Origin of the sequence: Palleronia sp. LCG004, from assembly GCF_032931615.1 — a bacterium.
Classification (GTDB): domain Bacteria; phylum Pseudomonadota; class Alphaproteobacteria; order Rhodobacterales; family Rhodobacteraceae; genus Palleronia.
In genome coordinates this window covers 537,805-558,400 of sequence record NZ_CP136759.1, presented here as the reverse complement: position 1 = coordinate 558,400, position 20,596 = coordinate 537,805, and the positions used below count along the sequence as shown (strand labels likewise).

Here is a 20,596-nt window from a genome sequence, read left to right as displayed (position 1 = left end):
CGGGCCCGAGGTCGCGAATGGGTGGCGCTCCCAGCCCCACGCGCAGGGATTCTTGCGCTTCGACCGCTGTCGGGAAACGAGAACGATATCATTGTCCTGGACCCCACGCTGGAAATCGCGTCGGTCGAAGCAGCGCGGTTCGATCTCCCAGAAGACTCGCGCAATACAGTGCAAGCCAAGGCTGCGCTCTTAGCGGACGCACTCCGGCTCACGCTTCGTCGCGGCGCCGGGCCTTTCCGATCCGCCGCGCAACTCGCCTTTGAACCACGGACGTATCAGCTTGTGCCGCTTCTCATGGCACTCAGGCTTCAAGTGCCGCGTCTGCTGATCGCTGACGATGTCGGGATCGGCAAGACCATCGAAGCGGGGTTGATCCTGCGGGAGTTCATGGACCGTGGCGAAGTCGATGCATTCTCGGTTCTCTGCCCACCCCACCTCGTGGATCAGTGGATCATCGAGCTTAAGGATCGGTTCGGAATCGACGCAGTCGCGGTGACTTCCGGCACAGCGGCACGCCTCGAGCGAAATCTGCCGCTCGCTCAGACCCTTTTCGACGCTTACCCCCACACGGTCGTTAGCCTCGATTACATCAAAGCCGAGAAGCGACGGGAGGGGTTCGGGCGGGCCTGTCCCGACTTCGTGATCGTTGATGAAGCCCACGCTTGTGTAGGCACCCACAAAGGCAAACAGCAGCGTTTCGAGTTGTTACAGGGGCTCGCGAAAGACGCCGAGCGCCGGCTCGTCATGCTCACGGCCACACCGCATTCGGGCGACGAGGAAGCATTTGCACGACTGCTCTCACTGATTGACCAGGAGTTCGCCACGCTGGACTTCGACAGCGCCAAATATCGAGAGCGCCTAGCGAGGCACTTTGTCCAGCGGCGTCGCGTGGACCTTGTAGAGGGCGATTGGCACGAGGAACGATCATTCCCGAAACATGAAACGACGGAGCACGCTTACCGCCTCTCGTCCGAGCACTTGGCGTTCCAGGAAGCCGTTCTGGACTATTGCCTCGAGGTGGTCTCGAAAGCCGGAGAGCAAAAGAGGGATCAGCGCCTGGCGTTCTGGGGCACCCTAGCTCTCATGCGCTGCGTCGGTTCCTCGCCCGCCGCGGCGTTGAGTGCGCTGAGAAATCGCGCCGCCAACGAAGCAGACCGTCTCGAACCTCAGATCTATGACGAAGACGGCGACGACGAAGATGCCGTGGACATCGAACCGAGCACGGCATTCTCGGATGATCCCGCACTCCGTGCGCTCATCGATCAGGCTGGCGATCTGGTTGAAGCGAAAGATCCGAAACTCGATGCCCTCGTGGGTGCACTCAAACCGCTGATCAAGGCTGGTGCCAACCCGGTCGTCTTCTGCCGGTACTTGGCCACCGCCGAACACGTGAAGTCAGGCCTGCGGAGAGCTTTCCCAAAGCTCATCATCGAGTCGGTAACTGGAGAGCTGACCCCGGACGAACGCCGCGATCGTGTTGCCGTAATGGCGCTGGAGGATGCGGAAGAAGGTGCGCAGAGAATCCTGGTGGCGACCGACTGCCTCTCGGAAGGCATCAACTTGCAGCAGCTTTTCGACACGGTCATTCATTACGATCTCTCGTGGAATCCGACCCGACATCAACAGCGTGAAGGAAGGGTGGACCGTTTCGGCCAACCGGCCGAGCTGGTTCGCTCGATCATGATGTTTTCGCCTGACAGCGCCATCGATGGCGCGGTCCTCGATGTGATCCTGCGAAAGGCCGAGGAAATTAGAAAGGCCACTGGTGTAACTGTTCCGCTACCTGATGAGCGTGGACCGGTCACAGACGCATTGATGTCCGCAATGATGCTCCGGCGTGGTGGGCACAAGCAGCTCTCTCTCGACCTTCGCCTCGAGGAGGGCACGAAGGTCATGGAAGCGCGCTGGCGCGATGCCAGCGAGAACGAGAAGAAATCGCGCGCCAGGTTCGCCCAGAACGCGATGAAGCCTGCTGAAGTAGCGCCGGAGTGGGACAAGGTCAGAAGCCTGCTCGGCTCGCCCGAGGATACGAAGCTTTTCATTGAGCGCGCGATGTCGCGGTTCGGTGTCCCACTAGAGAAAAAGCGGAACCTCTACGTAGCTCATGTCCACGCGCTCCAGCAGACCCTAAAGGAGAAGCTTGAACAGCGCGGCCTTGAGAAATCCGTCAAGCTCGCCACCGCAGAGCCGGCTCCCTCTGGAACGTCTCTCCTAACGAGAACACATCCGCTGACGGCATCGCTCGCCGAAAGCCTTGTCGAGGCGTCGTTGGATCAGGAGGCGCTTCCGGACCTCGGCATTGGCCGCGTGGGTGCATGGCCGACAACAGCGGTCACGGCGATGACGCGCGTCGCCCTCCTGCGAGTCCGGTACAAGCTCACGATCCACGCCAGAAAGGAGCGGTTACTCCTAGCCGAAGAAGCCGCGCTGGTTGCCCTTCAGGGCAAGGGCGTCGTGACGTCCGGTGAAGACGTCCGCAACATGCTCAGTACGCCGGCCACTGCCGACCTCGCGGCGATCGCACGAGATCGGATGATCAATGCTGCTAGGGCGGACCTGCCCGTCCTGCTTGCTGGACCTTTGGCGGACTTTGTCAAGCAGAGGGCAGTGGAACTCGTCAAGGATCACGCTCGGCTGCGTGCCGCGGCCGGATCCATCTCCCGCGTCAGCGTCGACGCGGTTCTCCCGCCTGACGTGATCGGCTTGTTCGTCCTCATGCCGGGCGAGGTGTGATCATGGCGCGCAAACCGATCTCCGACATGTCCGCCTGGCCTTCGCTCAGCCTCGAGGGCAACCTGATCGCGCCCGCGATGATCGCCAAGATCGACCAGCGGGACGCACCGGAACAGGCGCCGGAGGACTATGCTGTCCGCAAGGGCCTCACGATCCGCGAGGAAATCTCGACGGCGTTCCGCGTCGGCCAATCCCACTTCGATGCCTTCGAAAAGCTCGAGGCGCCCTCCCAGGACGCAACACGTCGCTTTGTGGCCGGCTTCTTCAAGGAGACATTCGGTTTTGACGACATGGCGCCAGCCACTGCGCCGCTCGCCATGATAGCTAGCGGCCGGGTGCCTCTGGTCGTTGTGCCGCCGAGCGAGACGCTGGACCGCCGCAGCCCGACCCTGTCCGTCGACCGCTCCCGCTCGCCCGCCTTCGCGCTTCAAGACTACCTCAACGACACCGAGGAAGCTTTATGGGGCATCGTCACCAACGGCACCCACCTTCGCCTCATGCGGGACAACGCGTCCCTGACGCGCCCCGCCTACATCGAAGCCGACCTCGCCCAGATCTTCTCGACCGAGGACATTGCGTCCTTTGCCGCGCTCTGGCTCATCATCCACCGGTCACGCTTCGGCGCCGCTGACACCCCGGCCACCGACTGCCCGCTCGAGCGGTGGCGCGAGGCTGGCTCGCGCGAGGGAGAGGCCGCGCGTGACCGCCTGGCTGACCAGGTCCAGATCGCGCTCAAGGTGCTGGGCTCGGGCTTCCTCGAGGCCAACCCCGAGCTCGCGGCCAAACTGAAATCCGGTGAGGTGAACCTCACAACCTGGTTCAACGAACTCCTCCGCCTCGTTTACCGGCTGATCTTCCTGATGGTCGCCGAGGACCGGAACCTGCTCCACCCGGCGACGTCGAAGGCCGAGGCCCGGGCGCTCTACGCCGAGGGCTACAGTCTCGCCGCGCTGCGCAAGCAGTGCTACCGCGCCGCCACCTGGGACAAGCACCACGACCGCTACGAGGGGATCAAGATCGTCTTCCGCGCGCTCGCCCACGGACAGGAGGCGCTCGCCCTCCCGGCGCTCGGCGGCCTTTTCGCCGATGACATGCTGCCCCACCTCGAAACCGCCCGCCTGCGGAACCGCGCTTTCATGGAGGCGCTCTACCGCCTCTCCTGGCTCGCCGACAAAACCGGCATGGTCCCCGTCAACTGGCGCGCGATGGAGACCGAGGAACTGGGCTCCGTCTACGAGTCTCTGCTCGAACTCCAGCCACAGTTGGGGGATGACGGCAAGACGCTGGTTTTCGCCTCCGAGGCGGCCGAGCAGATGGGAAATCAGCGGAAAACAACAAGCTCGTTCTATACGTCCGACAGCTTGGTCGAAGCACTGCTCGAAACCGCACTCGATCCCTTGCTGGATAAGACCGAAGCGGCAGCAGAAGATCCGGCGAGCGCGCTTGTAGGGCTATCAATCATCGATCCCGCCTGCGGCTCCGGGCATTTTCTACTTGCCGCAGCGAGGCGATTAGCGACCCGTCTAGCGAGGATACGTGCGGACGGGACACCCTCTCTGGCTGACTTCCGTCATGCGCTGCGAGACGTGGCGCGTTCCTGCCTTTTTGGGGTGGACCGCAATCCGATGGCGGTTGAGTTGACCAAGGTCGCACTCTGGATCGAAACGGTGGATCCCGGCCTTCCTCTTGGCTTCTTCGACGCGCAGATTCGGTGCGGCGACGCACTGCTGGGCGTCTTCGATCTGAATGTATTGGAAGAAGGCATCCCCGACGACGCCTACAAGGCCATTGGAAACGACGACAAGGACGTAGCGAGATACTACTCGCAGAAAAACAAGCGCGAGCGCGATGAAAAGTCCAGAATAGCTGCGGGCTTTGGGTTCAGCAGGGCCCGCGACCTGTTGAGCGATTTCCAGGCCCTTCGAGCGATGCCTGAGGACACCGTCGAAGAGGTCGAAGCAAAATCCGCAAGACTCAGAGCGATCACGGCCAAGGGGGCAGACGCGTGGCAGCTAGAGATGTCCTGTGACCTCTATGTGTCCGCGTTCCTGCTTCCGAAGCTAAAGGGCGGACCTCACGCCGGCCCTGATGGGTTGCCGCGCCGCGGTGCGGAGACCATTCCGACCAGCGGCACACTGTGGGAGTGGCTGCGGGGCGTTCAGCCCTTCGGTCCATTGTTTGCGCAGGCCATTGATGCCGCCCGCGATGCGAGAGCCTTCCACTGGCCGTTGGAATTCCCTGACATCATGGCCAACGGCGGATTTGATCTCGTGCTCGGGAATCCGCCGTGGGACACGATGAGTCCCGACTACAAAGAATTCTTTTCGGTGTACGATCCGAACGTGCGCCATCTCTCGCCGGACGAACAGAAGGTCGCATATGCGGAACTACTTTCTGACCCGGTGATCGCGCAGAAGTGGGACAAGTACTGCGCAGATCTCTATTCCGCGGTCCATTTCATGAAGTCGAGCGGGCGTTATCGCCTGTTCGCCAAAGGCAACCTTGGAAAAGGGGACTTCAACGTCTACCGCATGTTTGTCGAGACCGCGCTCTCGGCAACGCGCCATGGCTGCGTGGCGGCGCAATTCGTGCCGGAAGGGCTTTACAACGGCGCCAACGCCACCGCGATCCGCCAGGAACTCTTTTCGGCATTCCGGCTGGACCGACTGGCCGGCTTTGAGAACACGCGAGGCATCTGGTTCCCCTCAATCGATACGCGAATGAAGTTCTGTCTCTACGTCGCGTGGAAGGACGGCGAGACGGAGCGGTTCCCAGCATGGTTCCGCGTAAACACGCTGGAGAAACTGGAAAAGGTGGTCTCCGGGCGCGGGCTGGAGATTCCAGTCAGCCTGGTATCGGAGTTCTCGTCGGACGCTGTGGCCGTCATGGAGTTCGCGTCGCAGTACGAAGTGGACGTCTGCTCCAGGATGTATGGCCTCTATCAGAAATTCGGCGAGGAGATCGAAGGCTTGCCCTATCGGCATTACATGCGCGAGGTCGATATGGGAACGGATCGGGGATTGTTCTCAGAGGGCGACGAGGGACTGCCAGTCTTTGAAGGCAGGATGATCGACGCCTACGACTACCGCGCAAAGGGCTACGTCTCCGGTCGCGGCCGGTCTGCCGTATGGGAAGACTATTCCTTCGGTAATCCGGACAAGCGCATTCAGTCCCAGTGGCGCATATTGCGCGAAAAGACCCCTGATAAGCTCGCAGGACGCATCGATCGATGCCGGATTGGTTTCGGTGACGTGGCAAGCCCGACGAACCAACGTGGTTTAATAGCGGCCCTTCTGCCAGCGGCTTGTGTAAGCGGGCATAAGGTTCCAACTATAGAATTCATAAATGGTGATAACTTATACACACTGCTCTGGCTTGGCATCGCGAATTCTCTGACGATGGACTATCTCGTTCGGAAGAAGGTTTCATTAACCATGTCATATACGATCATGGACAGCCTGCCTTTTCCTCGCGATTTTGCGTCGACAGAGTCAGCGAGGGAAATCGCCCGCCGAGTTTGTTCACTCTGCGCAGTTGGACCTGAGATGGCCGGCTTCCGTCAGACTGCTGTCGATGCAGAGATTCTTTCCACAGTTGAGGACGTGATTGATGATCCCGAGCGACGAGCAATCGTGGCGGCTGAGATCGATGTCCTCGTTGCGCGCGACGTATATGAACTGAGCAAAGACGAGCTGGCCTACATTCTCGACCCCGCCAACGTGCTCGGCGAGGACTGCGGGGTCGAAACCTTCAAGGCGCTTCGTAACCGCGAGATACGCGAGTTCGACGAATTCCGCACTCAACGCCTAATCCTCGAAGCCTGGGACCGCCTGGAGGCGAACAGCGAGTCCAGCGCCATGGCGATCTAGAATGGCAGAGGATCGTGTTGAGGTCAGCCGGGACGGGCTCTCGCGCTTGCAGTCGGCCGCGGAGGCTTTTGCCCGCACCGAAGTCGCCCGGATCGCCGGGGTAGTCATCAACGATCTGCGCTCTCAATCGGCCAACGACACCTTCGGCGATGTCGCGGCCCGCCACCTGTGGGACGAGTACTGCTGGTCGCTGCAGGAGGGGCCGTTCGAAGACGACATGGGCTGGGACGACGTTCGCCTCGGCTCGCTGTCGGGCGCATTCGAAGACGTTGTGCGCGTATCGATCCAGACCGAGGTGGAGAAGCTTCCCAGGCACGCGCTCGTCTTTCTGAGCGCGCAAGCCTTCGAGGAGGAAGACGACAGCGACGAGGAGGAAAGCCTCGGCAGCATCTGGATTGACGGGATCGTGTCCCTCGTCCTCGACGAGGTGAACAGCCGCGCGTCACGCCGGACCCTCGACCTCATCGGTCCGCACCGCGGCGACGTGATCGGCTACGAAGTTGAAGGCTCGGGGATAATCTGGTCCGTACTGTCGGACAGGGGCGAAGCGGTGGACCTCATCGCCAGCCATTGCTACGCGCTGATCGACCCGGCGGGCGACCTATCCAATCTGGCTGACGAGATGGTCGAGGCCTTTATGGCAGCATCGGCCGAAGACGACGAGGGCGAGGTATTCTCGGTCTTCCTCGAGCGCTTTGAAGACGACGTGCGCGCGCTGGTCCGAGACAAGGACGTGCTGCCGTCCCTTGAAGATATGCGGGCCGGGCTGCTTGACCGGCTGGACGGTTGACCATGGCCGTTGTCGAGGCGCCCCAGTCTTTCGTCACCCGCCAGGAATGCGACAAGGTCGCGTTCCAGAACGGGTTCCGCCGGACGCATGGCGAGACCGATGGGTGGCGACACTACAGCTCAACGACGGCTCAGGGCTCGATCTGGCTGGCGCGTGACGCTGCCGACGGCTGGCTGCTCGCCATCGACCACGGGGGGGTGATCGAGGAACTAGGGCTTGCCGGGGTTGTCGCCGGCGGGCCCGGATTGGCCCGCTACGCCTTCGCGACACTCGGCGAACTCTACGCCCAGATGCCCCGGGTCTATCAGCTTGCGGCCAGCCTTCCCGACGCGCCGCTCGCGAAGTTCCACGCCAAGGTGAAGGATCTGCCGACGAGCACCGAGGCCGAACGGCTGGTCGTTCAGCGCATCGGGCAGGACGTGTTCCGGTCGGGACTGCTCGAGTATTGGCAGGGCCGCTGTCCACTGACGGGCATCTTAGACGAGCCCCTTCTTCGTGCGTCGCACATTATTCCCTGGAAGGATTGCGAAAGCGACGCCGAACGCATGGATATCCACAACGGATTGCTGCTCTCGGCACTCTGGGACGCCGCGTTCGACCGTGGGCTCGTGAGCTTCGACGACGGTGGCCAGCCCCTTTTTTCTCCTGCCCTAAGCGACATGGCACGTGCAGAGCTTCGCTGGGACCAATCGATTTTGTTGACCGATAAGCACCGTACAAATCTTGCTTGGCATCGCTCGAAGCTCTTCAAGGCTGTTACGTGAAAACAGACATTTGCCGCGCGTCGGCGAGATAGCTGCTCATACGTATGCGACCAACAGTTCAGCGCTGCGCCGAGAACTCTTTACACAACGTGCATAGTGTAAAGAGCTGCTGCGGTCCAAGCTAGCCAGCCAAAAGACTTGCGAGGGGTGATCAACTGATGTCCGACCGGCGAAGTGTCAAGAGTGTCGACGACCGTGCAGCCGATGCTCATGTCCGGGCACGGGACTACCTTGGTCAGCCGGATGTAGACCGGCTCCTCGCCGCAACCAAGAACGGCCGGCACGGGATCCGCAACTACGTCCTGATCCTGATGATGTTCCGCCACGGGCTGCGCGTGTCCGAAGCGATCGCGTTGCGTCGGCAGGACGTTGACCTCGCCCAGTCACGGGTCTGGGTAGCACGGCTGAAGAATGGGCTGAACGTGGAGCAGCCCATTGCCGGCGACGAGTTGCGCGCGATCAGGCGATGGCTTGCTCGGCGGGAGGATGCGCTCCCTTGGCTGTTCGTCTCCGAGCGGAAGCAGCCCCTCACGCGGCAGGCGGTCAATTATATCATTGGAAAGGCTGGTGATCGCGCCGGCCTCGGCCGCGTCCATCCCCACATGCTGCGCCATTCCTGCGGCTTTGCGCTTGCGAACAAGGGTCGTGACTTGCGTCTGATCCAGGATTACCTCGGGCACCGGGATCCCCGCCACACAGCGCACTACACGCGGACCGCGGCGCATCGATTCGACGATCTGTGGTAGATGGATGCTGCAGATGCAGCGATGAGCAATGTGGGCGGGAAGGAACCATTCGCTGCAGGTGCGCGGTAGTCTTAAATGATTCGCTAGAACTGACATTCGCTACGCCTGTCGCTAGAGTTTTTCGTACGATTTCTGCAGAAGGGAACGGACGCCATGACCATGCGAACATTGAATTTAAGGTAAGCCCTGAAAGCGGATACGGAGCGGGGAGTAAGGCATTGAAGTGATTATTCCGTGGCAGGTTTGTTTGGATAAGACGCGTAACCAAGGCCTATTCGTGATACGCTAGACCCAACCCGTTGAATAAAGTTGAGAGCATATTCATATCTGAGCTTCGCCACTAAAGTGAGATCTTCTTCCGGCAACTCAATCTTGGTGTCGCCCAATCGTGGTAGAATTACCGTGCATTTGCCGCCAGTGATCAAGCCTTGATTCTTTGCCACAAAAGTTCGCCAAGTAACTTTCTGCGTGGCTGGCTTTGTCTCATCAGCGGTCGTCCGGAGCCCCAAACAAAGGACTTTTTTGGCTTCCAGATCTTCTATGAAGCAATAGGAGCCACTGTTGATGTGGTCGCTGTCCATATCATCCGCCTTGATCGGAACGAGGCGCATAGCAGTAAAGGGGCGCAGGCTTCGGCCATCTCCGCCGAAGGCGATTGTGTTTTGGCCGGGCTGAAGATCACATGCAGGGGTAGCGCAAATCCACCAATCCCCATTTGCTTGCTTTAGTATATGCCCGCTGTCCAACTGTGCATCGCCTGCCTTTTGTGGAAGTGTTGAAACGTAGCTGTTATATTGATTCACTGCATCGCGTTTTATACCTTCATCTTTCAAATCAACTCCATAATGGGATGCAAAGGTATCGTCAGTGGCTTCGTCAGCCTGCACGATTTTCTCACCAAAATTCACAATCTCATCCTCGATGAGGAAGGCAATAGCTTCGGATTGACGAGCGACATGCTCCTTCAGCTTAAATTCGCGGGATAGTTTTGCTTGTTCTGGAAGAACTCCGTCTCTCGTTGGCTCCCGGATGCCGTCATAAAATTGAGCAAACACGCTAGCCTTAGCCAGTGACTTGTCTTCTGCAGCAACACCGACGCTGTTGAGCTCATATCGATACTTAGCAGAAAGCAGTCTCGATGGTGTCGGCTTCCAGTCTTCCAATGCTTCCTGCAGCTCCTTCAACAAGTCACCGGGTCCTTTCTTCACAAATGCGACAAAACCCTTCGACGTACGCAGCCACTTTTGGTCTGCATTCGCGTTCCAGCTTAGTCCCTCAACGGTAGCACCATTGAACTCATCGAGCCGCGGCCTTTCACTTTCACGGATTGCCCAATCTACGAACGAGCGCAGTTGCCCGCCCTTCAACCCAATGCCATCACCCCAACCGTGCAGATCGGCAAGCAGACCCTTTCCCTGCATGAACTCACCAAAAACGTCGCGGGAAGCCAGTTTTGGGTTTCTGATGGCTAAATATAAATCATCAGGAAAAAATTCCCTCAGCTTGGAACGGTCGAAAGTACCCTCAACTTCGAGCTCATCGAGCGTTTCATCCAGTCCAGCTAGCCCTTGCTGAACTTTTTCGTCAAACAGCGATGTGCAGCTCTGCATCAATGAAATAAGGCACTCAGTCATCACTTTGTCTAGATCATCTTCTCCAGTATGCAGAAGAACTAGGTTAAAGTGCTTGTTCGCGAGCACCATGCGTAGAATTTCTCTTGCTTTCGCGCCACCCAATCCACCGGCATCGCCTTCCAAGTTATAGTCCAAGACAAGCAAGTCTGACTGGTGAAGATGACTGGCTAATTCAGACGCACTTTCTTGAGGGCTTGTGCCTGACACTACTTCAGCAGGCGTAGGGGCCAGAGCATCGTGTATGTCAATAACAAACCCTGGCTTCTGGTCTCTAAATTCCTTGATTATCGCCAACGGCTCGCTCGGGTTTTTCTTAACCCATTCCTTGCCAACTGAACGCTCCTCTAAGGCTTTGTTCTGAGCGCCGCCCTCCATCTTCGAATTCAAGATTTCTTCCCAAGTCGGATACTGATCATCCACTATCAGGACCGACCGCAGTGGTTCAATGAATGCTTCGTGGATCAAGCTTGAAAAAGTGGCCGCTTCAGTCAAAGCGAACTCCTTTGAAATCGATTAAGAAATTTGCGCCACTAAGAACTTTTTGTTCAAGCTCATTCAAGTGCCGAATGGAGTGGCCACCTGCCATCAAGTTTACGCGGCATAGATAGAGGCCAATGCCACGTCCGCCGCTCGATTTGCGTGTGAAGAACATCTTGAAGAGACTCTCTTGATCCAATGGATCAATCCCCGGCCCATTGTCAGACACAATAACTTTTCCATCGTTAGACGAGAAAAACACTTCTGGATTTTCAGTAAGAGAATTTACCAACCAATAAACGCTGTTGTTCACCAAATTGACAAAGACCGGCAGAATTCTAGAGGGTTGTTCCTCCAGAGACAGGGACTTAAAACCCTCAGACGCATGGATTTTGATCCCTCGGCTTTCTGAAACAACCCCGAAGAAGCGCTTCAAATAGTCTATGATTTCTTGGCCTGTTAGAGTTCGTCTAGTACGCGAGCCCGACACTTTGAGCGGCGAGAGGAAGTCGAGTTGTTGACTGAGCGCCTCAAAGCCGTCTTCAACTAATTGAGTTCCAGATACATCTCCAGCTGCTTTTATTTGTCGAATGCCTTCCCGGACCATGCGCTCATTACTATTGAATTCATGCCCCAAAATTTCGACTGTTACGCCCAACTGTGCTACCTGATTTAGCTGATTAAGGTCGTCGCGAAGCGCAGCGTTGTCCGCTATCCCTTGTCGTGCAATGAGCTCAATGTTGATGTTCTCACTCATGACCTCGAGTGTGTCCAGATAGGATTGAAAGGTGTCTTCGTTTTCCGTGTCTAGCTTCGCCTGCAATAGTTTCATTTGTTCGAGCGCTTCGTCTAGACCAAGGCGCTTCAATCGAACTTGCTCAACAAGTGGCATCGCCAGCGAATGAAAGATCTTGTTGCGCTCGTCAAAAAGAGCATCCACACGACCTCTTTCTGACTCTTGCAACTGGTCGATTGATTTGCGCCAACTCCTAAGTCGCGATTGAAGCCGGCTCGCATAACTGTTTAACTGCTTTTGCGCAAGCTCCTCAGGCTTTTTAGGATTTATTGTCTCAATTGCCGCCGCGCGCTTGCCCTCTAACAATTTGAGACGTTCTTGCATTTCGGCATACAGCGTTCTGAAACGTCGGTAGTCCTCCTCTACCGAACCAAGTCTAGAGGGAGCTCCCGATAACCTAAGATCACTTAAGCGCTCGCTCAAACTGTCTATTGTTGCTTGGGCATCCTCTAGCTCTTGTTGGTTTGCAATCGATGTTTCAATCACAATTTGGCTTGTGCTCTCATAGAAGTCCATGAGAGATGGCAAGTTTTTCTTTAGCCGGCCACGAAACTTCCGAGCGTTCGTCTTCGCAAGCTCCCGTCGTGCGGCCTCAGCTTTTTCAGCGAAGTTTCTCGCTTGTATTTCTGGCAGTAGTTCCTTGCGTAGGCTCGAGTTGCTCCCGAAATATTCATAGGCGGCGCGCTTCAGAATATTCATTACCAAAGTCCGCAAAGCTTTCGCACTGCGGTTGTCGATAAACCCTTCTCGGCCCGCCTTGTCTCGAAGATTTGGATTATTCTCTCTCGAAATCGCCACGCGACCAAACATCCGGCGTGCATTCCAGTATTCCCGGCCAGCGTTAATGCTGCGATTGGTTTCGATTTGAAAGAAATCATTGTCGATGCGTCCATAAGGTAGCACCCTAAGGCCATTTCGAAACAGCAGGAAGCCACCGTGTTGCTCTGCAAGGGACTCGAACCGAGCCCAGTCTGCATCAGACAGATTCGAGTTGGTTCTGCTTCGTTCATATGTCGCGACGTGAATACTAAATGGTCCCACATAAGTTGTGGGACCCTGGGGCAGTTTGAAGTCTTTCGGTGGGTAGATGACATATTCAGAACCGAGTTTGCGCCATTCCCCAAAGGCTTTTACCTGGCCACGAAAGATCCCGTGAGAATCCACATTTCCCGACAGGACATGCTCTAGTTCTTGTGTAACGGCCCGATTTATAACTTCTCTTTCGTCTTCAACGACAGGCTTTCCAATTTCACCGACCCAAGTTTTGACCTCATAGGTGAAATCAGGGTCGAAAGCGTTGTGTTCATAAGCCTCTGGATCAACATAAGGATCGGTAAAAGCCGACAGCGTTGCGAAGAATGACTCCCTAATTTTTTTTACATTTCCTTCTGGATCAATCGAAGGTAGCTGAGCTCGAAGATCATAGTTGATCTCAGAAACGATAAGCGCAGTTCCATGCTCTTTCTCGCCCTTCCAAACCGACCAAGGTTCGAAGTGCTTATCCTCGAATACAGCGTTGATGATGGTACCGGCTATCTGGTTGGATGGAGCTTTGATTTTTGGATCAGCCTCCTGCATGACCCGGTCATATGTTTCCCAAGCAACCTTCAAGCGCTTAGCCCTATCTGGCTCAGCAGGTGATCCCCATAGGTTGTCTGTAAGGCTATCAAAAAGCGCAGGAAGCAGTTGACGAAGCTCACTCTTTTTTTCGAAAACTGTTACTGGAATTTGGATGTCTGATAGAACTAAATAGGGGTTCTCGAATATTCTCCAATCTAGGAGTGCTGCAACAAAGCTCTTATCTTTCCGCTTGCTTACAACCAATAGCAAAGGTCCAAGATTGGCCGAGGACAAACGTCCGATGCCTTTTTGTCCCTGTTTGGAGCGTTTTTTTAGGCCGTCCCTGTCTTTCTCGTCGGACACATCTTTATCGAACTTCGAGTCGGTACCAATCACTAGCCACCGGTTGAGAAACTCTTCGTAGCTCATGCCGTGGCCATCATCGAAAATAGCTGCCACAGGTTCAGGGTCATCAAATATGTGGAGACTTACGTTCCGGGCATATGCGTCATATGCATTCTTCCACAACTCTGAAACGGCGGTGGGGCAATCTGCAATTTGCTCTCGACCCAAATGGTCGACTGTCCGCGCTTGGGTTCGAAATGCTTGTGTTTCAATCATTGAAATTCACTTCTTTCAGCTGGCTCGAAATATTTTCGGGCAACACCCAGTTTGCGTGAATCGCTCACAATCAAATGTTTTATGATTTCACTGGTCAGAACTCTGCCCAGTTCGACGGGTACAGCATTGCCAATTTGACGCCCTGCTGCGGTCAGGCCGCCTTCGAACACAAAGTGATCAGGAAATGTTTGGATTCTCGCGGCCTGCCTTACGGTAATTCCATGATGCTCAGTTGGGTGTACAAATCGGCCTTTCGACGGGTTGATGCACGCGGTGGTCATCGTGGGCGCGGGTTTGCTAGGATCTATTCGACCGTAGACGTCCTTATGACCATCGTGGCCCTTGTGACATGCTAGCAGCCTTCCTGAATCTTTTCTGCTACCGCCATTAACTGGTGTGTTCTTGAAAGCTTGGATGAGTTCGACGCCATGGTTCATGTGCATGTTGTTTGCATCGTTTTCAGACGTCGGATCGAAGACGCGGCTACAAGTTATCCAAGGCTCCAAACTACCGATCACTTTCGCTGGATCGCAGTGCGTTTGCCGTGGCGGCCAAGAAAATTTTGGCGGGACATGCACATCGCGTCGAACACCCAAGATGAAAACGCGCTTTCTCCTTTGTGGAATACCGAAATCACGCGCATCAAGAACAATTGGCTGGCGAACATCGTAGCCAGCCCTTTCGCCCTCCGCATAGAACTTGTCCAGGTAAGGCTTGTGACGGTTCCATAAAATGCCAGGAACGTTCTCCATAAGAAAAACCCTGGGCTTCAGTGCTTTAACGAAATCAAAGTATGCATGAACTAGCTCATTGCGTGGGTCGTTGACGCCAGCATTCAGAATTCTGTGTGTGGAAAATCCCTGACATGGAGGGCCGCCCAACACCAAATCGCACGACCTATCTTGGAAATGTACGCCCGCGAGTTCTGTAGGGACGTACTCAAGTATACTACCGTCAAGTACAACAGGATTGGTCTTGCCGAAGGCATTCAAAATGTTCCGTTTATAAGTCTGAACAGCGAATTTATCGTTCTCGACGGCAAACCTAACCTCGAAGCCTGATCTGATTGCACCAAGAGAAAACCCACCCGCGCCGGCGAACAAGTCGACGGCCGTTGGCCGTGATCCCATTTGATTCCAATCCAGCATTCTCACCTTTTTTGGTAGCATAAAGCATGAAATAGTATCAGGAACGCAGAGCCTTGCTTCCAAACCAGCCTGTTAGAACCCACTATCCTCCATGTCCGCTTTCGGAAAGCTGCATCGCAGAGATTTTGTGTTGCCTCAAGGTCGGCTCAGGGCCGGCCGCGACAGCCGGCCCGCTCAGTTCAGATTTCTACCGCCTCGGCAATCGCGAGCGCATCTTCCAACTCGACGCCCAGGTAACGCACCGTGCTGTCCATCTTCGTGTGTCCAAGGAGGAGTTGCACCGCCCGCAGGTTGCCGGTTTTTTGGTAAATCTGCGCGACTTTAGTGCGCCGCATAGAATGGGTGCCATAACCGCTCGGCTCAAGGCCGATGGATGTCACCCAGTCTCGGACGAGTCGAGCATACTGGCGGGTCGGGTGACGTCCCCGGAGGTGGTGTAGCTTACGGTGGCCATCGGGTTTTTCGGTAGGGTCGGGTTGTGACCACCAACCTGAACCGAGGATTGAACCCGATGACCAAACAGATGATGGACCTGCGCGCACTCGTGGAAAAGAGCGCCGATGCCGATTTACTCCGCGAGATGATCGGCTTTGCAGCCGAACGGCTTATGGACCTTGAGGTTGGCGCCAAGACGGGCGCCGACTATGGCGAGAAAAGCGTTGAGCGTTTGGCGCAACGTAATGGTTACCGCGACCGGGATTGGCAGACCCGGGCGGGCAGCGTCGAGCTGCGCATCCCCCGACTGCGCACGGGCTCCTACTTTCCGTCCTTCCTCGAGCCGCGGCGGGCCGCAGAGAAGGCGCTGACAGCCGTGATACAAGAAGCCTACGTCCACGGTGTCTCGACACGGTCTATGGATGATCTGGTGCAGGCCATGGGCGGCACAGGCATTTCCAAGAGCCAGGTCAGTCGGCTCTGCGAAGAAATCGACGAGCGGGTCGATGCATTTTTGACCCGGCCGATCGATGGCGAATGGCCCTACCTCTGGATTGACGCCACCTACCTCAAGGTTCGTCAGGGAGGTCGCATCGTCAGCGTCGCGGTGACCCTGGCGGTGGGCGTAAACACCGACGGACGCCGAGAGGTCCTGGGTATGGCGATTGGCGCTTCGGAAGCCGAACCGTTCTGGACCGAGTTCCTTCGCGACCTTGTCCGTCGCGGTCTGAACGGCGTGAAGCTCGTCATCTCGGACGCACACGAAGGCATCAAGGCCGCGACGGCGCGTGTGTTGTCCACGACCTGGCAGCGCTGCCGCGTTCACTTCCAGCGCAATGCCCTGGCTCACGCTGGCAAGAACAGCCGACGGGTCGTTTCAGCATTCATCGCCACGGCCTTTGCTCAACCGGACCACGCGGCGGCCAAAGTGCAGTGGCGCCTGGTCGCTGACCAGATGCGGCCCAAGCTGCCGAAGCTCGCAACGCTCATGGATGGAGCCGAGGAGGACGTCTTGGCCTACATGACCTTTCCCCCGCAACACCGCACCAAGCTGCACTCGACAAACCCCATCGAGCGCCTGAACGGCGAGATCAAGCGGCGCACCGATGTCGTCGGAATCTTTCCCAACGAGGCCTCGATACGCCGTCTCGTCGGCGCGATCCTCATGGAACAGACCGAAGAATGGACTGTGCAGCGTGGTCGATACATGACGCTGGAAACGCTCGCCCCTCTCTGCGATGATCTCACCGTCAGCCTGCCTGCAGCACAGTGCAACTGACCAGCTCGGCCCGCCCAGAAGCGCTAGGCCCATCGTGAGCTACACCACGGCACGGGACACCATCGCGGGTCGAGATGTGCCGCCGCTCATGGAACCTTCCGGGCCAGAGATGCTCCGATCCGACCATCAGCGGTGCCTCGAGCCATGCTCCGATTGCTTTCCGGGTTCCTTCGGTGATCTCGAAGCTGACCGGCCGCCTTGTCTTGCTCTGAACGATCGCGGCGCGATGCTTGACCTGACCCGCCGCATAGACGTCAGCGACCTTGAGGCGCACCAAATCGCAGCCTCGCAACTTGCTATCGATGGCGAGGTTGAAGAGCGCCAGCTCGCGAGTCCGCTCCGCGATCTCGAGGCGGACCCGGATCGCCCAGACCTGCTTCGGTTGCAGCGGACGTTTCTGGCCGACGATGCGTCCCTTGTTCCAAGCGGGACGGCAGGCGCGGATTGCTGGTAGGTTGGCGGTAGACATGGTGGTTCCTCCGCTCCACCGGTCCCGCCACGTCTTCGACACTTCGCCGACGCATCACCATACCACAAATCCGCGGCGAAAGTCGGCTTCGAGCCCAGAGTGACCCAGTTGCGCCAGTTGAGTTTTGCAGGTGCAGCTGCGCGCGGGGCGTTACGAGGCCCTTCCAGGCCCCTCACCGAGCGCTAGGATGCTGCGTTGCCTCGGGTCAAAGCTGCCGTGGATACATGCCGTAGCAACTTGGCCTCCGTAGCAAACTAAGCCAACGACTAACCGTCTGCTTGTGCATCTCGTCGCAAAGGTCGAAGGCGCGTCAAATCGAATACCGCAATGGCTTCCGGCCAGCTTACTACGCCGAACGGCTGAGTTTGATCACTGGGCGAGCGATGAAAAGCTCAAGAAGGCCGTGGTGAATAATCGCTGTTTGTCAAACAAGTAGAAGCGGAATGGCTCACGGAATTTTCCGTATTCGGGATCAAGGAGCCCGATAAGGTCAGTGACCGCAGAAAGCGCGCCTCTACCGGCTCAGGTTCAGTCGATGCGCAACGTGAACGCCCCGAGCGCTGCTGGTTCGCCCGCAACTTGCGTTACCTTGATCCGCGTCGCATCTGTCAGGTCGGTCTCCAAGATCTCCGGCGTCTCGACGCTGAGGGCCCTGTCGATCTCGACGTTGTCGGCATCGAAGACCGTTAGGTCGATGTCTCCCTCGAAGCCTTCGACCACGATGCGCGCCGGCCGGCTCACGTCTGAGACGTCGACCCACATCTCCGCGCGGTCCGCGAGTGGGTCGCCTCGGTTCATCTCGAAACGCCCGCTTTGCGCAATCGGGATCGCTGATCCGCTTGTCGCGCCGGGCACGGTTGCGGTGGCGGCGATGCGCATGGTGAAGGGCGCTGCGACTTCGGCGGCGGCGGTGTTCCACTCGACCGCATAACAGCCAGGATCGAGCGCGCCCGACACCCGCTCGACATCGTCCTCGACCCCGAACGCCGTTAAAACGCTCTCGGTCGCCCCCGCCTCCGCCAGGGTCGTGCAATCGGTGGAGCCGGGTTTGTAAGGGCCAGTGCGCAAGATGGAGTAATCCACGTCGAGCGGCGCGAAGCCTGACGCTTCGAATTCCGTATCCACCGCCTCGCGAACGGCGAAACGGCACGCCCCGAGCGCATCGGCCTCGGGCATGAGTCGCGTTTCGCTTTCTATGCCCGGACCGACTAGCCCCGCCGGGCCCGGCCGGCAGGTGAGGCCGGTCTTTTCCTCGATCGAGAAGCTCAGGACAGTGTCTCGCGCGCCCCCCTTTGGAACCAGAACGACCAGCGTCACCTGCTTCGCACCGGGCGGGATCGGGATGTCGCGCCAGTTCTCGGCCATGGACCGCATCCGGAAGGGCGCATCGCTTGTGGCACCCGAGACGCCGAGCAGAACCTCCGCGCCCTCGGCGCGGGCGCGGACTTGCAGAGGCAGGCGCAACTCGAGCAGGTCCGTGGGGATCGCCGCCGTGACCTCCTGCAACGGAGGCACGATCTCGAAACTCGCCGCGCCCTTCCCGCCTTTCTTCAACTTGATTGCGGCGGTCGCGGCCCCGTCGTGCAGAAGGAAGATGTGGCCCTGGCCCGCGAAGAGGCCGGGTCGCGTGCCCACGGCCGCGATGAGCGGAAGCTCGGCATCCTCGGGCACCCAGAGCAGCCGCTCGTCCCGGAGCGCCACCGCGCCTAGCCCCCTGATCCGCGCCGAGCGCGTCGTACCGTCATCCACCAGGCTGGTAAGGCGGCCCCAATGCGCCAGCATCGTGTCGGGTTCGTCGTCCAGGGGCTCGAGGACTAGCGCCGCCGTCCAGCCACCAAGGGCGCGCGGTCCGATCTGGGGGTCAGCACGCGAGAGGTCGCAGTCGCGCACCGGACCCGCCGCGCGGGCAGCGAAGTGCGCGACCCGTCCGGGCGTAGCCGCGCAGATGGCGGCGTACATCGCGTCGAGTTCCTCGACCGTCCACGCCAGCCGCGCGGCGGTTACGCGGCCATTGCGCTCGTGCAGGATCTGCAGCGCCGTCAGCGGGTCGGCGACGGCGAGGTTGTGCAGCTCGTCGAAATCCGGCGTGTCCGGCGGGGCCGCGCCCGCGGGCAGTAAGCCGTCGGCGTCGAGCGTGAGGCCGTAGTCTTGGGCAAGCCGCGCGCTCAGGTGCCCGGCGCGGCGGCTCAGCGCATGGGCGAGCACGGACACCGCCAAACGCTGAGCCTCGCTGTCGCCGTCGAAATTGCCCGCCTCGCCATCCCAGTCGAAATCCGAAGCGCCGCGCTCGTTGAGAAGCGCGAAGCGGAAGTCGAGCGCCCCGGGGTCGAGATACTTAAGCGCCTCCGGCTCCTCGCGCTCCGCCCGGGCGATCCCGATCCAGCCGAGCGCCGCCGCGTGCCATGGCGGCCCGCGCCGCACCTCGGCGTCGAAGATGTCGAGGAAAGCGTCGACCCGCGCGTCGCAGCGCCGCCGACTCTGGTCCGCGGTCAGTGTTGCGTCCTCCGCAAGGTCGTCGCAATCGGCGCGGTCGATCAACTCGTGCAACATCGGGCGGCCGGTGAAGGGGGCCGGGCGGCTCAGGGTGAGCTCGAACATGTCCCATCTCATCCGGTCTTGGTCCACGCCAAAGGCCTCGTGGAAAAGGTCGAGCGACTTGGCGTTCTGGAAATAGAATGCGTTGCGGTAGCTCTCAGTCGAGAACCGCATCCCACGCTGTCCGATCTCTTCCTGCGCGATCTGTTGGACGTCGAGCCGGTCCGAGATGTTGACAGACGCGAAGCCATAGAACCCGCTGATGCAGAAGGTTAAGGCTGCGAGGTAATGCCATTCGCCGCGAAAGACGCGGTCGGCGGACCGTTCTGCCCAGGTCGCGGGAAATAGCCCCGCCCACAGGATCGCCAGCCTACCGGTGATCCGCCACCGAGGAAGCCGCAAGCCGGAGCGCAGCGCCCGGCCTATCCGCAGCGCGCGCAGGCCCATATGAATGAGCACGACCGCAAGCGCAACGGCTGGCAGAAGGTATTGCAGAACCTGCGCCCCGAGCAGCACCTTGGGTTCGATGAAGATGCCAATCTGCAGCACCGCCCAGATCGCCACCACAGCGCCGAAGAGGTCGATGGTGAACTGGATGGGGGTCGAATACTCCCGATCCTTGAAGAGAAAACCAGCCAAGACAATGCTCCGAAAAAACTCCTTGGGTGTAATTCCCCCTGTTCATTGGAGGTAAACCGCAAAGCTAACCTTCGTTCGGTTCGCAGCAAAGATCCGCTTCC

10 protein-coding genes and 2 pseudogenes are annotated in these 20,596 nt (G+C 58.4%); 6 read left to right on the top strand and 6 right to left on the bottom strand.

Annotated features, from left to right (window positions below; genetic code table 11):
• The first annotated feature begins 21 nt into the window (after nt 1-21).
• From RVY76_RS02670 to RVY76_RS02650, 5 genes are all read left to right on the top strand, one after another.
• Nucleotides 22-2,733 (top strand): DEAD/DEAH box helicase, encoded by a 2,712-nt coding sequence (locus tag RVY76_RS02670; protein ID WP_317375659.1) that lies wholly within the window; start codon nt 22-24, stop codon nt 2,731-2,733.
• Nucleotides 2,734-2,735: 2 nt separating this feature from the next.
• A complete protein-coding gene (locus RVY76_RS02665) occupies nt 2,736-6,602 on the top strand; it encodes an Eco57I restriction-modification methylase domain-containing protein (protein WP_317375657.1) in 3,867 nt (1,288 codons plus the stop codon).
• A gap of 1 nt (nt 6,603) precedes the next feature.
• Entirely contained in the window at nt 6,604-7,392 is a 789-nt protein-coding gene (locus tag RVY76_RS02660) for a hypothetical protein (RefSeq protein WP_317375655.1), read from the top strand.
• Between the two features lie 2 nt (nt 7,393-7,394).
• A complete protein-coding gene (locus RVY76_RS02655) occupies nt 7,395-8,156 on the top strand; it encodes an HNH endonuclease (RefSeq protein ID WP_317375653.1) in 762 nt (253 codons plus the stop codon).
• A gap of 158 nt (nt 8,157-8,314) precedes the next feature.
• Entirely contained in the window at nt 8,315-8,902 is a 588-nt protein-coding gene (locus tag RVY76_RS02650) for a tyrosine-type recombinase/integrase (RefSeq protein ID WP_317375651.1), read from the top strand.
• A gap of 227 nt (nt 8,903-9,129) precedes the next feature.
• Here RVY76_RS02650 and RVY76_RS02645 read toward each other — a convergent pair whose 3' ends face one another.
• The 4 genes and pseudogenes from RVY76_RS02645 to RVY76_RS02630 form a co-directional block, all read right to left on the bottom strand.
• Nucleotides 9,130-11,028 carry a response regulator receiver domain gene (locus RVY76_RS02645; RefSeq protein WP_317375649.1) on the bottom strand — a complete coding sequence of 633 codons (1,899 nt, stop codon included), beginning with the start codon at nt 11,026-11,028 and terminating at the stop codon, nt 9,130-9,132.
• A complete protein-coding gene (locus RVY76_RS02640) occupies nt 11,021-13,990 on the bottom strand; it encodes an ATP-binding protein (RefSeq protein ID WP_317375648.1) in 2,970 nt (989 codons plus the stop codon). Before RVY76_RS02640 ends, RVY76_RS02645 begins: the two co-directional genes overlap by 8 nt.
• Complete coding sequence (locus RVY76_RS02635) at nt 13,987-15,138, bottom strand: DNA cytosine methyltransferase (RefSeq protein WP_317375646.1); 1,152 nt, start codon at nt 15,136-15,138, stop codon at nt 13,987-13,989. The genes RVY76_RS02640 and RVY76_RS02635 overlap by 4 nt, the downstream gene beginning before the upstream one ends.
• A gap of 179 nt (nt 15,139-15,317) precedes the next feature.
• Nucleotides 15,318-15,557, bottom strand: a pseudogene (locus RVY76_RS02630) (tyrosine-type recombinase/integrase); the annotation flags it as partial.
• A gap of 92 nt (nt 15,558-15,649) precedes the next feature.
• Between RVY76_RS02630 and RVY76_RS02625 the strand changes: the two are divergent.
• Nucleotides 15,650-16,852, top strand: coding sequence for an IS256 family transposase (locus tag RVY76_RS02625; protein ID WP_317375645.1), 1,203 nt, complete (start codon nt 15,650-15,652; stop codon nt 16,850-16,852).
• A gap of 64 nt (nt 16,853-16,916) precedes the next feature.
• Here RVY76_RS02625 and RVY76_RS02620 read toward each other — a convergent pair.
• A pseudogene (locus RVY76_RS02620) lies at nt 16,917-17,321 on the bottom strand (integrase); the annotation flags it as partial.
• Nucleotides 17,322-17,849: 528 nt separating this feature from the next.
• Complete coding sequence (locus tag RVY76_RS02615; protein WP_317375643.1) at nt 17,850-20,495, bottom strand: hypothetical protein; 2,646 nt, start codon at nt 20,493-20,495, stop codon at nt 17,850-17,852.
• Nucleotides 20,496-20,596: the final 101 nt, after the last annotated feature.